The following is a 13,760-nucleotide window of genomic DNA, read 5'->3' on the forward strand; positions in this document are numbered from 1 at the left end:
CTCCCTGCAAACGGATCGTGGGAGGGCCGAGTCAGCCCGCCTGGCCGACACCCGGGCTGCACCCTCCGTCATCCGCACCGTCTGCAGGGAGCTCACGCCCACGACCCGGCGTGTCGCCCCTCCGCCGTCACATGCGTCACACCGCTCCCTGCAAACGGATCGTGGGAGGGCCGAGTCAGCCCGCCTGGCCGAGCGCGGCCTCGAGCGCGACCCAGGGGAGCATCGCGCACTTCACCCGCATGACGTACTTCGAGACGCCCTGGAACACCTCGGCGTCGCCGAGGAACTCCGGCGCCTCTTCGGCCCCGCGGGAGCGCATCATCGAGCGGAACGCGTCGATCGACTCGTGCGCGTGCTCCGCGGTGGAGCCCTCGAGCAGCTCCGACATCACCGAGGCCGACGCGGTCGAGATGCTGCAGCCCTGGCCCTCCCACGCGAGGCTGATCGTGCCGTCGTCGCCGACGGCGACCCCGATCGTCATCCGGTCTCCGCAGGTCGGGCTCACCTCGGTGTGCTGATGGACGAAGGATGCCGCATCCCCCTGCCCGATCTTCCGCCGGGCGTGATCGAGGATGACCTCCTGGTACAGGCCCTCGAGGTCGCTCATCGGTCGGCTCCGAAGAACGCGCGCACCTCGGCGAGCGCAGCGCCGAACCGATCGACCTCGCCGGGCGTGGTGTAGAGGTACGCGCTCGCCCTGGTCGAGGCGCTGATCCCGAGCGCGCGGTGCAGCGGCTGGGCGCAGTGGTGGCCGACCCGTACCGAGACGCCGCGGGAGTCGAGGAACTGCCCGACGTCGTGCGCGTGCACGCCCTCGACGTCGACGCTCACGATCGCTGCGCGCGGCGCGCCCGGCGGCGGGCCGATGAGCCGCACGCCGGGGATGCCCGCGACCGCCTCGGTCAGCAGCCCCGCCAGCTCGGTCTCGTGCGCGTGGATGCGGTCCATGCCCCAGCCGTCGAGATAGTCGACGGCTGCCCCCAGGCCGACCGCCTGCGAGACCGGCTGGGTACCGGCCTCGAACCGCTGCGGAGCCGGCAGGAATTCGGCGTCGGTCATCGTCACGGTCGTGATGGTCGATCCGCCCGTGCGCGCCGGAGGCAGCGCATTGAGCAGCTCGGCTCGCCCGTACAGGGCGCCGATACCCGTGGGCCCGAGCATCTTGTGCCCCGAGAAGGCGGCGAAATCGACGCCGAGCGCCCCGAGATCGACCGGCAGGTGCGGCACCGACTGGCAGGCGTCGAGGAGCGTCATCGCCCCGAGCGAGCGTGCGAGCTCGGCGACGTCGGCGACCGGCGCGATCAGGCCCGTCACGTTCGAGACGTGGGCGAACGCGATGAGGCGCGTGCGGTCGGATGCCGCGTCCCGCAGCCCATCGATGCTCCAGGTGCCGTCGGGACCGACCGGCGCCCAGCGCAGGACGGCCCCGGTGCGCGCCGCGAGCTTCTGCCACGGCAGGAGGTTGGCGTGATGCTCGGCCTCGGTGACGAGGATCTCGTCGCCGGGGCGGAGAGCCAGGGCGGAGTCGACGGCGATGGTCGAGGCATCCGAGAGTCCGAGCGCGACCACGTTGATGGCGTCGGTCGCGTTCTCGGTCCAGACGATCTCGTCGGCGGCGGCACCCACGAATCCGGCGACCTTGTGCCGCGCGGTCTCGAACGCCTCGGTCGCGGCGCCGACGGCTTCGCTCGCGCCGCGATGCACGGCCGCGTAGTCGCGCTCGACGAACGCACGCTCGGCGTCGAGCACCTGCGCGGGGCGCTGGGCCGTGGCCGCGGAGTCGAGGTACGCGCGACCGGGGTGGTGGCCGATGGAGGCGAAGTCGCGTCGCGACTGCGTGAGAGCGAGGTCGAGGTCGTCGCGCGGAGGGGTGGTGCGCATGGGGATCCGATCGTGGAGCGAGGGGGTCCTTCTAGTCTGCCTCGGACTGGCGGCGTGCGGGCTGGCCGTGGCAGGCCCGAGCCGTCACGCCGGCCCGAGCCGTCACGCCGGCGGGATGACGAACGTGCTGAACGAGTCCGGTGGAAGGGTCGGCGTGATGACCCGCTCGCCGAGCATGATCCGAACCGGCATGGCTTCCGCCATGTCGTTCTGCATCACGACGACCACACTGCCGTCCTCGTTGAGGAACGCGAGCTGATTGGCGTGACCGGTGTAGCTCAGGCACTCGAGCGCGCGCGCCCCGGGTCGCACGAACGCGCTCACGTGCTTGAGCACCTGGTACTCGTGCGAGTAGCGGTAGGTTCCGGCATCCGGATCCACCACGACCAGCGAGTTCTGCGCCCAGCCCCACCGGCTCACGCCGCCCTCCAGGAGCGAGATGTTCCAGTACATGTAGGCGTTCGCGCCGTGCGTGAAGTACTGCTTCATGAGCGACCACGCGTGCCGCGCGTGGCGCCAGTCGTTCCGGCCGTCGCCGCACTCCTGCTCGGTCTGGTAGATCCGCAGTCCGGGATGCAGGCGGTGCAGCGCCGCGACCGCGCGCTTGCCCTCCCACTGCACGCCGAGCCCCGTCACGTACCGCGCGACGTCCGGCTCGTCGAGCACGTCTCCGATCAGACGGTCGTTCGCACGCTCGAGCGTGCCGAGGAACACGTCGACGCCGCGGGTGGCCATCTCGGGGCCCAGGTGACGGACGAACCGGGTGAGGCCGTCGGGCGTCCACGTGCAGCTCGGGAAGACCTGCGCCGAGTTGAACTCGTTCTGCGGCATGACCATCCCGATCGGGATGCCGAGCTCGCCGTACGCATCGATGAAACGTCCGAAATACCGGGCGTACGCCTCGAGGTACGGCTCTTCGAGCCGGAACATGTCGGTGCCCTCTGCGCCGACCTGGTCGGGGCGGAGCCCGTTCTCGACGGAGTTCATGAACGGGTTCGGGAGGGCGCCGGCATAGTGGCCGTTGGCCTTCATCCAGCTCGGCGGACTCCACGGCGACGCCCAGAGCCGCAGGTCGGGCTGCTCGGCCTGCGCGGCGCGGATGAACGGCACGAGGGTCTCGAGGTCGCCCTCGATCGTGAAGTGCTCGAGCGCGAAGTCGCCCTCGACCTCGTCGTACGAGTACCAGTCGCGCGAGAAGTCGTTTGCGCCGACCGGCATCCGGCACAGCGACAGCGCGGCACCGGCACCCGGCGCGAACAGCTCGTGGAAGACCTCGGCGCGCTGCGCGTCATCGAGCGCGCCCAGTGAGGTCCAGCCGAGCTCGTTGAAGCTCGCGCCGAACCCCTCGATCACCTGCTGAGGGGCATCCTCGATCACGATCACGTTCGGCATATCGGAGAGCGGACCGAACTCGAGCCCGGGCCGCTCCTGCCACGGGGCGTCCTGAGTCGTGAGAATCCATCGAACGGCGTCGGTCGCGGGCGTCATCGTCATCGTCCCAGCGTATCCCGAGTGAGCGCTCGGTTTTCAGGTGTCTCGGACAGGACGGATGCTCCGCCAGCCCCTTGCCGAGTGTCCGTGCCCGGTGGTTCGGTGAGGTCATGGACACCGTGACATCCGCCGACGGAACCCGCATCGCCTACCACCGCACGGGCGACGGCCCCGTCGTGGTCATCGTGAACGGCGCTCTCTCGACAGCTGCCGACGCCGCCGGGCTCGCCGCCGCGCTGATGGAGGCCGGATTCACCGCCGTCACATGGGACCGCCGGGCGCGCGGAGACAGCGGCGACGCCCCCGGCTCCACTCCCGCGGACGAGGTCGACGATCTCGCCGCCGTCCTTGCCGCGGCCGGGCCCGACGCCGCCGTGCTCGGCCACTCGTCGGGAGCCGTGCTCGCCCTGTTCGCGGCGTCGCTGGGGGTGCCGGTGCGCGCACTGTTCCTCTCCGAACCGCCACTGCGGTTCGGAGAGGACGAACCGCCCGCCGACCTCGCCGACCGGCTGCAGCAGCTCGTCGACGTCGGCGACCCCGGCGAGGCGGTGGCGACGTTCCAGCTCGAGGGCGTGGGCCTGCCGCGCGAGATGGTCGATCAGTTCCGGGCGAGCCCCCAGTTCGAGGCGGTCGCGCCGCTCGGCCAGTCGACGGTCTACGACACCCGGCTGGTCGCGCAGGTGTCGACGCCGACGACGGCGATGCTCACGGTCACGCAGCCCGTCACGATCCTGCGCGGAGCGCAGACCTTCCCCATGCTCATCGCCGGCGCCGACCGCCTCGCCGAGGCGATCGATCAGGCCGAACTGGTCGTGGTTCCTGAGTCGGTCATGCACCGCGCCGACCCGGTCGCGACCGCCCGGGTCATCCAGCGATCGCTGCGATCAGATGCTCGGTAGCGGCTGAGGCGCGGGCGGTCCGACGTACCGGGCGGAGGGGCGGATGATCTTGGGGTCGGCCGCCTGTTCGAGCACGTTCGCCGTCCAGCCGAGGATCCGCGCGACGGCGAACGTCGGGGTGAAGAGCTCTCGTTCGATGCCGCACAGTTCCATCACGATCGCCGCGTACCACTCGAGGTTGGTGTGAAGCTCGCGGCCAGGCTTGTACTGCTCGAGCAGGACGGGCACGCGTTCCTCGACCGCGACGGCGAACTCCACGCGGGGGCCGCCGAATCGCAGCGCGACCTCTTTCAGCAGGGCCGACCGCGGATCCTCGGTGCGGTAGACGGGGTGGCCGAAGCCCATGATGCGCTCGCCCGCGGTCAGCCGGGCGGTGATCCAGCCATCGATCCGATCCGCACTCCCGATCGCATCCAGCGTGTCGAGGGCTCGGCTCGGCGCTCCACCGTGCAGGGGTCCGGAGAGCGAACCCAGCGCTCCGACCAGGCACGAGGCGGCATCCGACCCGGTCGAGGCGATGACGCGCGCGGTGAAGGTCGACGCGTTGAAGCCGTGGTCGATCGCGGCGACGAGGTAGACCGAGAGTGCCTCGACGACGCTCGGCTCGGGCATCCGATCGTGGAGCATGTAGAGGTAGTTCGCGACGTAGCCGAGTCCGTGGCGCGGTTCGACGGGCGCGCGCCCCTGCCGGAGCCGATGGAGCGCGGCGACGATCGTCGGGGCCTTGGCGGCGAGCGCGATGAGATCGGCCCTGCGCTGCTCGGGCGTGAGGTCGAACAGCGGCGACAAGCCCGCGCGCACCCCCTCGAGGGCCAGACCCGCGCGAAGTCCGGCGAGACCGTCGACGGGAGCCGCACAGCCGGCAGGCGCTGCGGCAGCGATCGTCGGCAGCGCCGCGCGGAGCCCGGCATCCAGCCGCGAATCGTGGGCGATCCGGGCGGCGAATGCGGCGCGCTCGCGCGCGTCGGGCAGGTGACCGTCGAGGAGGAGGTGCCAGACGTCCTCGACCGAGCGCGTCCGCGCGAGGTCCGTGGCCGAGTACTGGCGGTAATGGTAGAACCCCTCCCGCCCGCGGACATCGCTCAGCTCGGTCTCGGTGACCACGACGTTCGCGAGTCCTCGCGGCACCTCGATGGGGGTGTCGTCCATGCGTGCTGCGGTTCTCATCGCTTCTCCTCCGGAGGGGTGGGTTACCGTAAGGAGAACACCGACATTGATCGGGAGCAAACGAATGTTGATCGAATCAACCCCCCTCCCCCGCCTGAGTACCGCACAGGTGGCGTCGCGCCTGAAGATCAAGCGCGAGACGCTGTACGCCTACGTCGCTCGTGGGCTCCTCGTCAGCGAGCCGTCCGAAGACGGCGGCTCCACCTTCGATCCGCTCGACGTCGAGGCCTTCGCCGCGTCGCGACATCGCCGCGCGGCGCCGGACGAGGGCAGGGCGACACTCGGCAAGCCCCTCATGGTGCTGGAGTCCGACCTGGCGTCCATCCAAGACGACGAGCTGTACTTCCGCGGGCGGCCGGCCACCGACATCGCGCGCAGATTGCCCTTCGAGGATGCAGCGCGGTTCCTGTGGGCGGGATCCGCACCGCACGACGATCTCGACGACCGATTCGTCAGCCGGCCTGACGTGGTCTCCGCCGTGCGACGCGCCGCGGCATCCCTCGGGCCTGCGACGCGGACGATCGATCAGCTTCCTCTCGCCGTGGCGATCTGCGGCTCCTGGGATCCGGTACGCGACGCCACCGGCCCGGCCGCCGTGCGCGATGCCGGCCGCCACATGATCGCCACCATGGTCGACAGTCTCCCCGCCCTCGGCGCGCCGGCTGCCCCGGATGCCTCGCTCGCTGAGCGGCTGTGGCCGGCACTCTCGCCGAGTCCGGCCACGTCGCAGCACCTCCGCCTGCTGGACGCGACGATGGTGCTGTGCATGGAGCACGACCTCGCCCTCTCGACGATGGCGGCCCGGGTCTCGGCCTCGGCGAGAGCGAACCCGTATTCGGCCGTCACCGCTGCGCTGAGCAGCTTCGACAGCGCGATGCACGGGGGTGCGAGCATCCCCGCGTCGATCATGATCGAAGAGACGATCCGCACCGGCAACGCCGAGCACGCCCTCGCCCGCCAGCTCAGCGAGACGGGCCTGATCCCCGGCTTCGGCCACGTCGTCTACCGGCACGAAGACCCGCGGGCGCGCTTCCTGCTGGATGCGATGCGCCCGGCGCCCGGCTTTGCACCGGCCCTCCGCGCCGCCGACCGGCTGATCGCCGTCGTCTCGGCTCGCAGCCCGCGCCCCCTCAACCTCGACCTCGCCCTGGCGAGCCTCATCGTCGGCGCCGAGATGCGCCGCGACGCGGGCGAGCTCGTCTTCGCCGTCTCGCGCACCGCGGGCTGGATCGCGCACATCATCGACGAATACTCTCGACCCGCCCTGCGCCTGCGACCGCAGTCCCGCTACACCGGCCCCCGCATCCCCTCGCGTCGCTGACCGCGCGGTTGCGCGGGATGCCGCGGCTGTCGGTACGATCGAAGGGCCCACACGACGGAGCCCACCGACACGAAGGTCGCCATGTTCATCCTGTACATCGTTCTGTTCCTCGGCGGCATGTACCTCTTCGGCTTCGCCTTCACGGTCGATTCCTGGCAGGGACTCATCTTCTTCGCCGGCATCGTCTGCGTCTCGCTCGCCCTCGCCCTGGCGTTCCGGCAGACGCGCGAGAAGGGCTAGCGCGCCGCCGGCGTCACGCCGGGCAGCCGCCCTGCCACAGAGCGCGGCCGACCGATCTTCCTGGACAGCGGCCCGCACGCGCCGCGGGCACGCCTCACCGGGCGAGCGACTTGAGCTGCTTCTTCGCTTCGTTCTCTACGAGCACCGGCAGGAAGTCGCGCACGTGCGCGTCCGCGAACGAGGCGTATACCTCGGTCACGGTCGTTCGCACCGTGTCCACGGCGAGGTCCGGGAAACGACCCGTGAGCCTCACCACCACTTGCTCGAGAGCGTCACCGTCATCGGAATTGTCGTGTGTCACGTCGACCTCCGCGGCGAGGGGCAAGGGCTGCGAGAAACGATAGCCCTTCTCGATGCGCCCGCATAGGACGGACCGTGGACTGCCTCACCCCGCGGCGGGCGCCGTCACCACGTTGCCGCACATGCCGCAGATTCCCGAGGCCGGCACCTCGACGAAGCAGTCCGGACACAGCGTCGGGGGCCGCTCGACCACTGCCGCGGCACGCGGCGCCGAGACCCGACGCTCGCGGCGCGGCGCGATGCGTTCGTGCACCGGCGGCGCGACCGCGACCACGGCGGGTGGAACGTGCTCAGCGCAGTAGAAGCGCACGAACCCGTCGTGATTCTTCGGATGCCGGTGCTTGAACGCCCACAGTTGGGTGCGTGGACGCAGCGCCGAGTCGGCGCCGCAGATCGCGCATCGGGCAGGCTCGCCCGGAGAGATCTCGGCGACGATCATCGGGGTCTCGAACGGGATCCGGTCTCGCCAGTCGGCTGCTGCGACGATCTTCATGCCCTGCCCTTCGAGCGACGCTGTACCTCCACGGTAGGCGACGCAGCGGCCTGCCGGGGCCACCGCTCGGTTCGACGGAGCCCGATCCGCCAGAACCGCGACGCGTCGGGGGTCGCGCGCCAGATCTGCATAGACGAATTCGATGATCGCCGGCACGAGTCAGGCCGACAGTGAAGCCTGACCTGATCTCTCCGTCCGCGCGGCGAGGCGTTATCGGTCAGGGCGCGACCGCGAGTCCGGCGGAGCGGGATGCGCGAGACCGTCGCGAAGCGTGCCGTACACCGCGACCTCGGGCGCGAGTTCGGCGGCTCGCGCGAAGTACGTGTGTGCGCGCTCCAGACGCGCTGCGCGCTCGGGGCCCGTGACGAAGTCCGCCGACCGCTTCCATCCCGCGCCGACATTTCCCGCGGTGCTCGCCGATCGCGGGGCGAGCACCGCGGCGATGCGCGCGATCCCGAGTCCCCGCTCGATCCCTTCTTCACTGCTTCCCGCCAGGAGGCTCGCGCTGAACGCGTCGTACCAGTCGACGAGGAGGAGCGCGCAGAGTGCGCAGGGTGAGGTCACACTCGCCTCCTCCCAGTGCCGGTGCGGGGCGGGAATCGCGGCCGCGAATCGCAGGAACCCCTCGTGGAGGGTGGCGACGGCGCGCGCTGTCACCGATTCGGGATGCTGGGCGAACAGGTTCGCCAGCATCAGCAGCGGCGAGAGCGCGAACGGCAACCGGGCCGTCGCGACGAACTCGGCGGGGTCGGCGAGCGTCGCGGCGAGCCCGGCGACCAGCGGACTGGCGAAACTCGTTCCGCGGAATCCCGGCGGCTCCTCGACCACCAGCTCCGGCGTCACGAGGCTCCCCATCGAGGTCTCCGGAAGCCCGGACGCCGTGATCACGACTCCTCCCACGTCGACGCGTTGCGTGCGCTGGAATCCCACCCCCACCGCCCCGGCGAAGCACGCCGGGCACACCTGGTCACGGATGTTCCCGGATGCCGCGACCACGAGCACGCCGTCGGGCAGACGCCCGAGGGCGTCGCAGACCTCGCACGCGCGGGCGCACCTGCTGCCCGCGTACGGCTCGGCGTGGGCGATCCACGCGTCAACCTGAGGGAGGAAACGAGCGGGATCGGGGTCGATCTCGAGCGCGAGCGATGAGTCGATCCAGGTCGCATCGCGTCGTGAGCAGTCGGTGGGGAATTCCACGCTGAGGTTCACGATGGCCGCCCCGCACTCTGCGGCGCGCGCCAGGCCGGCGGCGACCTTGTCGGGCCGCACGAACGGTCCGGCCATCACGTCGATCAGCAGCACCTGCGCGGCGGGGGCGGCAGCGAGCACGAGCAGTGCGACAACGGTGCCGTGGCGCCCCGTCTCCGATGGCGGGGATGCCGCAACCTGCGATGCCGGATGGACACGCCCCGCGGGGATCATCGTGAGATCGAACTCGCCGTCGAGGATCGCGACGAGCGCGCCGGCACCCTGACGGCCGGCATCCTGAGCCGTCAGGATCGCCTCCCAGATGCGGCCCGTCCGCGCGACCCTCAGCTCACCGCTGGACGGGTCGAACGCCGTGCGCAGGAAGTTCTCCGAGGCGTCGCCGCTCGTTGCCAGAGCGCCGTCAGGACCGGTCATGCGGCCAGTATGGCCGGATGACCCGGCCCGGGTCATCCCCCAGCGGCCTAGCATCGAACGTATCCCCCGCCTGCGCGCTCATCCCGCGCGCCCGCTCGACGACGACGGATCGGAAGCATCATGGAATACACCCAGCTCGGCCGCACCGGCACGCAGGTCTCGCGCATCGTGCTCGGCACGATGAACTTCGGCGACAGGACGTCCGAAGAGGATGCCTTCGCCATCATGGACCGGGCGCTCGAGCTCGGCGTCAACTTCTTCGACACCGCGAACGGGTACGGCGGATCGGGCGGGCGCGGCGCGACCGAAGAGATCATCGGCCGCTGGTTCACCGCGCGCCCTGGAGTGCGCGACGACATCGTGCTGGCCACCAAGGTGCACTCGCCGATGGTCGATCCGACGCCCGACGGCGACGTCGTCAACGCTCGCGGCGCATCCGCGTGGCAGGTGCGCCGCGAGGCCATCGGGTCGCTCCGCCGCCTCCAGACCGATCGCATCGACCTCTACCAGTTCCACCACATCGACCGGCACATCTCGTGGCCCGAGCTGTGGCAGTCGATGGAGGTTCTCGTCGGGCGCGGCGAGGTGATCTACGCCGGCAGCTCGAACTTCGCCGCGTGGAACATCGCGCAAGCGAACGAGATCGCCCAGCACCGCAACTTCCTGGGGCTCGTGAGCGAACAGTCGCTCTACAACCTGGTGCAGCGGTCGATCGAGCTCGAAGTGATCCCGGCGGCGCAGAACTACGGACTCGGCATCCTCCCCTGGTCGCCGCTGGCCGGCGGTCTGCTGAGCGGCGGGTCGACCGATCCGAACGCCCGCTCGAACGCCGATCGGGTCACCTCTGCCCGCGCCGAGCGCAAGGACCAGCTCGACGCGTACGACGCGTTCGCTCGGGAGCGCGGGTGGACGCCCTCGGCCCTCGGCCTCGCATGGCTCCTGCACCAGCCCGGCGTGACGGGTCCGATCATCGGACCCCGCACGGTCGAGCAGCTCGAGTCGGCGGTGTCGGCGCTCAGCATCCAACTCTCTGAAGACGACCTTCGCCGGCTCGACGAGCTGTTCCCCGGTCCGGGCGGCCAGGCTCCGGAGGCCTACGCCTGGTAGCCCGTCCGCTGAAATCCGGCCTCTGAGCATTGCGCTGGTCTCGCGACCGTCTGGCCGCGCCCGAGTAGTGGGCCGGCCTACCGACCCTGGATGGCTGATTCGCCGAATTGCGCCCGCTAGCGCTTGGGCAACGGCATCGCCGTCTTCGCGGTGCAGATCGCGTTGCAACAACAGAGGACGGAACCGTGACCACGGGTGGCCGCGATGGTGCGGTTATCCACAGAGTCCCGAGAGCGCAGGTAATGTACATTACAGTACTGACACATGAGCTCGCATGCGTCGAGCATCCCGATCGCCATTCCATCCGGAGGCATTCAATGAAGTCTGCAAAGGTCACGGCAACGCTCGCCGCTGTCGTCGCGCTCGTCCTCAGCTCGGCCATCGGCGCCTCAGCGTCCGGCTCGGCATCGAGCGACGCTCCCCCACCCGAAGACACGCCGGACCGCATCATCTACGTCGACCACCCCGCCCCGCTCCCCGTGAACAAGCGGGTCATCTCCAGTAACGAGAGGGGCGAGGCGTACGTGGCAGACAACACCGAATTCCCCATCATCCCCGCGGAAGGGGAAACCGTGCAGATCGTCTACACGGATGCGGTGACCACCGTATTCACAGAACCCTCGACTCTTCCCGTGCAACCCGCTGTCTGCACGGTGTCCATGACGGTTGACGCGCCCACCAAGGCAGGCAATCGACCCGTCGTATTCGGCTCAGCGATGGTCTCGAGGGAGTGCTCCAGCGGTCGAGGGTTCACCCTTGGGCTTTACGGAGCCAACCAAGAACGCGGGCGCAACGCGATCCCTGTACCGAACAGCGGCAACTGGTGGGGCATCGGCACCAACGGCAACATCTGCACGTATGGCTTCAATTCCGACTACTACGGGGTCGGCACGATCAGCCCGGATAACCGTTCCGTTCGGGGAGTAACGGCAACCCTGCCCTGCTCCTTCTGATGATCCAAGGGTAGGCGCCGGCTGCACCCGCCCGCGCGATTCACGGGCGGGTGCAGATGGCCGAAGCATCAAGAAGCATCACGTTGTCGCGATCGAGTCAGTCGTCGATGCTCGGATTCGCAGCTCTCCGCGGGCGAATCAAGCAGTCGCGACCGAGGCAGGCTCACGCGCCGAAAACGTCACGGTCGTTTGACGAACCGCGCGGCCCCTGAGGAGCCCCTCAGGCGTGGAAGCGCTGGGTGATCCGCCCGATCCCGCCGATCTCAGTGATCAGCGTGTCGCCGTCCACCAGAAACCGCGGCGGCTTCATGCCGGCGCCCACCCCTGGCGGAGTGCCGGTGAAGACGAGGTCGCCCGGCAGCAGCTCGACCGTATGCGAGAGACGACTGATGAGGTCGGCGATCGGGAAGATCAGTTCTGCGGTCGACCCATCTTGTACGCGCGACTCGGTGCCGTCGGCCGAGACGATCGTCGTCGTCAGGGAAAGCCGGTCGGGGTCATCGAACTCGTCGAGGGTCACGACCACCGGACCCGTCGGGGCGAAGCCCTCGAACGACTTCCCCATGCTGAACTGCGCGGGCTCGCCGCGCCACTGCACGGTGCGCTCGGACAGATCCTGACCGACGGTGTACCCGGCGATACGCTCGCGAGCCTCATCGACCGGGATGCTCCGACCGCCGGCGCCGATCACCACCACGAGCTCGACCTCCCAATCCACCGTGTCGCCGGGCAGGCGCACATCGGCGTCCGGCCCCGTCACCGCTGACGCGAACTTCGTGAACACGACGGGATGCGAGGGGATCGCGAGCCCCGATTCCCTCGCGTGGTCCGCGTAGTTGAGGCCCACCGCGATGATCTGCCGGGGGCGGGGCGACGGGGCCTTCAGATCCGCGGGCGCGAAGGCGACAGCATCCGCGTGCGACTCCACGTCGACGGTGCCCGCCCACTCGACGAACTCGGCCCATCGGTCGAACACAGCGGCGGGGTCGGCGGCGAACCGCCCAGCGCTGGCCCGTTCGACATCGAGGGCGTGTTCGCCCGCGACCAGAACGAGGCGATCCGAGAGATTGGCTGTGCGCACGGTGCGCTCCTGTTCGTGTGAGAAGTCATTCTTGCCGGGCCTGAGCCTCGGCGAATCCGCGCACTGCCTCGAGCACCCCGGGGGATCTGCGGAGGCAGAACCCACCCAGACTATGTGCTCGTCGGGGCGATGCGGGGAGACTGACGATATGGTCACTGTCACGGTTATCCAAGGCGACATCACACAGCAGGATGTCGATGCCATCGTGAACGCCGCGAACAACCGCATGCGCGGCGGAGGGGGTGTCGACGGAGCGATTCACCGCGCCGCCGGCCCCGCCCTCCTGCGCGAGTGCATCGAGCGCTTCCCACAGGGCCTCGCGACCGGCCACGCCGGCTGGACCCACGGGCACGAACTGACGGCATCCTGGGTGATCCACACCGTCGGGCCGAATTACACCGCGGGCGAGCGCGATCGCGCGCTGCTCGAGTCCTGCTACGCCCGCTCGCTCGAAGTCGCCGACGAGCTCGGCCTGGCGAGCGTCGCCTTTCCGCTCATCAGCGCCGGTGTGTACGGATGGCCACGCGCGGACGCGATCGCCGCCGCGATCGATACGATCACCGCGGCGCCGACCGATGTCGCCGATGTTCGCCTCGTCGCCTACACCGACGACGTCTTCGCACAGCTGCGGGCCGCCCTGGGGTGAATCCCGCGGTCTCGCCCGTGACCGGTCGGGGCTGGCGTGTTCCACATCGCGGCCTCGGGCACCCCGCCGGGGTCGTCGACCGCGGCGCCCAGGCAGGCCAAGCGCTGGTCGGGGTGCGGCGAGCGGCCCGCCCGATGCATAACGCAGGACAGATAGGGCCGGGCTCGGCGTGCCGCCCCGGAAATCCGGGGTCAGGGCATCCTGACGGGCCGGTTGGTCCTGCGTTGTGCATCGCGGGTGCTGCGGCGGTGCCGGTGCGGCGGTGCGGCGAGCGGGCCGCGCGATGCACAACGCAGGACGGATAGGGCCGGGCTCGGCGTGCTGCCCCGGAAATCCGGGGTCAGGGCATCCGGGCGGGCCGGTTGGTCCTGCGTTGTGCATCGCGGGGCTGCGGCGGGGCGGGGGCTGCGACGGTGCGGGTGCTGCGGCGGTAGGGGTACGGCGGTGCCGGTGCGGCGGTGCGGCGAGCGGCCCGCCCGATGCACAACGCAGGACGGATGGCGCCGGGCTCGGCGTGCTGCCCCGGAAATCCAGGGTGGGGACATCCGGGCGGGCCGA

The 13,760-nt window shown here is 70.2% G+C and carries 14 protein-coding genes; 6 read left to right on the forward strand and 8 right to left on the reverse strand.

Going from position 1 to position 13,760, the window contains the following annotated elements; translation table 11 throughout:
* Nucleotides 1-175: 175 nt before the first annotated feature.
* The 3 genes from sufU to F6B43_RS18540 all read right to left on the reverse strand — a co-directional run bounded on the left by sufU (nucleotide 176) and on the right by F6B43_RS18540 (nucleotide 3,375).
* Nucleotides 176-607: a Fe-S cluster assembly sulfur transfer protein SufU gene (sufU, locus tag F6B43_RS18530; protein WP_150450501.1), complete on the reverse strand. Its 432-nt coding sequence runs from the start codon at nucleotides 605-607 to the stop codon at nucleotides 176-178.
* Entirely contained in the window at nucleotides 604-1,881 is a 1,278-nt protein-coding gene (locus F6B43_RS18535) for an aminotransferase class V-fold PLP-dependent enzyme (protein ID WP_150450502.1), read from the reverse strand. The genes sufU and F6B43_RS18535 overlap by 4 nt, the downstream gene beginning before the upstream one ends.
* Nucleotides 1,882-1,983: 102 nt before the next feature.
* On the reverse strand, nucleotides 1,984-3,375 hold the full coding sequence (locus tag F6B43_RS18540; RefSeq protein ID WP_246160052.1) for a glycoside hydrolase family 30 protein: 1,392 nt from the start codon (nucleotides 3,373-3,375) through the stop codon (nucleotides 1,984-1,986).
* Nucleotides 3,376-3,482: 107 nt separating this feature from the next.
* Between F6B43_RS18540 and F6B43_RS18545 the strand changes: the two genes are divergently transcribed.
* Nucleotides 3,483-4,271 carry an alpha/beta fold hydrolase gene (locus F6B43_RS18545; protein ID WP_150450503.1) on the forward strand — a complete coding sequence of 263 codons (789 nt, stop codon included), beginning with the start codon at nucleotides 3,483-3,485 and terminating at the stop codon, nucleotides 4,269-4,271.
* Here F6B43_RS18545 and F6B43_RS18550 read toward each other — a convergent pair.
* Nucleotides 4,257-5,438, reverse strand: coding sequence for a citrate/2-methylcitrate synthase (locus tag F6B43_RS18550; RefSeq protein ID WP_150450504.1), 1,182 nt, complete (start codon nucleotides 5,436-5,438; stop codon nucleotides 4,257-4,259). The two genes, F6B43_RS18545 and F6B43_RS18550, sit on opposite strands and share 15 nt — an antisense overlap.
* 64 nt (nucleotides 5,439-5,502) lie before the next feature.
* Between F6B43_RS18550 and F6B43_RS18555 the strand changes: the two genes are divergently transcribed.
* On the forward strand, nucleotides 5,503-6,759 hold the full coding sequence (locus F6B43_RS18555; RefSeq protein ID WP_170285742.1) for a citrate/2-methylcitrate synthase: 1,257 nt from the start codon (nucleotides 5,503-5,505) through the stop codon (nucleotides 6,757-6,759).
* Nucleotides 6,760-6,840: 81 nt separating this feature from the next.
* Nucleotides 6,841-6,999, forward strand: coding sequence for a hypothetical protein (locus F6B43_RS19695; RefSeq protein ID WP_170285743.1), 159 nt, complete (start codon nucleotides 6,841-6,843; stop codon nucleotides 6,997-6,999).
* Between the two features lie 94 nt (nucleotides 7,000-7,093).
* Here F6B43_RS19695 and F6B43_RS18560 read toward each other — a convergent pair whose 3' ends face one another.
* The 3 genes from F6B43_RS18560 to F6B43_RS18570 form a co-directional block, all read right to left on the reverse strand.
* Nucleotides 7,094-7,300, reverse strand: a complete 207-nt coding sequence (locus F6B43_RS18560; RefSeq protein ID WP_150450506.1) for a three-helix bundle dimerization domain-containing protein — start codon at nucleotides 7,298-7,300, stop codon at nucleotides 7,094-7,096.
* An 84-nt stretch (nucleotides 7,301-7,384) separates the two neighbouring features.
* On the reverse strand, nucleotides 7,385-7,792 hold the full coding sequence (locus F6B43_RS18565) for a glucose-6-phosphate dehydrogenase (protein ID WP_150450507.1): 408 nt from the start codon (nucleotides 7,790-7,792) through the stop codon (nucleotides 7,385-7,387).
* 210 nt (nucleotides 7,793-8,002) lie between these two features.
* Nucleotides 8,003-9,415 carry a S8 family serine peptidase gene (locus F6B43_RS18570; protein ID WP_150450508.1) on the reverse strand — a complete coding sequence of 471 codons (1,413 nt, stop codon included), beginning with the start codon at nucleotides 9,413-9,415 and terminating at the stop codon, nucleotides 8,003-8,005.
* 120 nt (nucleotides 9,416-9,535) lie between these two features.
* Here F6B43_RS18570 and F6B43_RS18575 point away from each other — a divergent pair, with 120 nt between their 5' ends.
* Both F6B43_RS18575 and F6B43_RS18580 read left to right on the forward strand, forming a co-directional pair.
* Nucleotides 9,536-10,522 carry an aldo/keto reductase gene (locus F6B43_RS18575; protein WP_150450509.1) on the forward strand — a complete coding sequence of 329 codons (987 nt, stop codon included), beginning with the start codon at nucleotides 9,536-9,538 and terminating at the stop codon, nucleotides 10,520-10,522.
* A 317-nt stretch (nucleotides 10,523-10,839) separates the two neighbouring features.
* Nucleotides 10,840-11,475, forward strand: a complete 636-nt coding sequence (locus tag F6B43_RS18580; protein ID WP_150450510.1) for a hypothetical protein — start codon at nucleotides 10,840-10,842, stop codon at nucleotides 11,473-11,475.
* Nucleotides 11,476-11,695: 220 nt separating this feature from the next.
* On the opposite strand, the gene F6B43_RS18585 is transcribed toward F6B43_RS18580, so the two are convergent.
* Complete coding sequence (locus F6B43_RS18585; protein WP_150450511.1) at nucleotides 11,696-12,556, reverse strand: fumarylacetoacetate hydrolase family protein; 861 nt, start codon at nucleotides 12,554-12,556, stop codon at nucleotides 11,696-11,698.
* A 148-nt stretch (nucleotides 12,557-12,704) separates the two neighbouring features.
* Here F6B43_RS18585 and F6B43_RS18590 point away from each other — a divergent pair, with 148 nt between their 5' ends.
* Nucleotides 12,705-13,202, forward strand: a complete 498-nt coding sequence (locus F6B43_RS18590) for an O-acetyl-ADP-ribose deacetylase (RefSeq protein ID WP_150450512.1) — start codon at nucleotides 12,705-12,707, stop codon at nucleotides 13,200-13,202.
* Nucleotides 13,203-13,760: the final 558 nt, after the last annotated feature.

It is taken from the genome of Microbacterium rhizomatis (assembly GCF_008710745.1).
GTDB lineage: Bacteria > Actinomycetota > Actinomycetes > Actinomycetales > Microbacteriaceae > Microbacterium > Microbacterium rhizomatis.

Excerpts from the sequence above, each read along its gene's own strand:
- F6B43_RS18535 (WP_150450502.1), bottom strand. The coding sequence starts at position 1,881 with ATGCGCACCACCCCTCCGCGCGACGACCTCGACCTCGCTCTCACGCAG.
- F6B43_RS18540 (WP_246160052.1), bottom strand. The coding sequence starts at position 3,375 with ATGACGATGACGCCCGCGACCGACGCCGTTCGATGGATTCTCACGACT.
- F6B43_RS18575 (WP_150450509.1), top strand. The coding sequence starts at position 9,536 with ATGGAATACACCCAGCTCGGCCGCACCGGCACGCAGGTCTCGCGCATC.
- F6B43_RS18570 (WP_150450508.1), bottom strand. The coding sequence starts at position 9,415 with ATGACCGGTCCTGACGGCGCTCTGGCAACGAGCGGCGACGCCTCGGAG.
- F6B43_RS18545 (WP_150450503.1), top strand. The coding sequence starts at position 3,483 with ATGGACACCGTGACATCCGCCGACGGAACCCGCATCGCCTACCACCGC.
- F6B43_RS19695 (WP_170285743.1), top strand. The coding sequence starts at position 6,841 with ATGTTCATCCTGTACATCGTTCTGTTCCTCGGCGGCATGTACCTCTTC.
- F6B43_RS18590 (WP_150450512.1), top strand. The coding sequence starts at position 12,705 with ATGGTCACTGTCACGGTTATCCAAGGCGACATCACACAGCAGGATGTC.
- F6B43_RS18555 (WP_170285742.1), top strand. The coding sequence starts at position 5,503 with ATGTTGATCGAATCAACCCCCCTCCCCCGCCTGAGTACCGCACAGGTG.
- F6B43_RS18550 (WP_150450504.1), bottom strand. The coding sequence starts at position 5,438 with ATGAGAACCGCAGCACGCATGGACGACACCCCCATCGAGGTGCCGCGA.
- F6B43_RS18580 (WP_150450510.1), top strand. The coding sequence starts at position 10,840 with ATGAAGTCTGCAAAGGTCACGGCAACGCTCGCCGCTGTCGTCGCGCTC.
- sufU (WP_150450501.1), bottom strand. The coding sequence starts at position 607 with ATGAGCGACCTCGAGGGCCTGTACCAGGAGGTCATCCTCGATCACGCC.
- F6B43_RS18565 (WP_150450507.1), bottom strand. The coding sequence starts at position 7,792 with ATGAAGATCGTCGCAGCAGCCGACTGGCGAGACCGGATCCCGTTCGAG.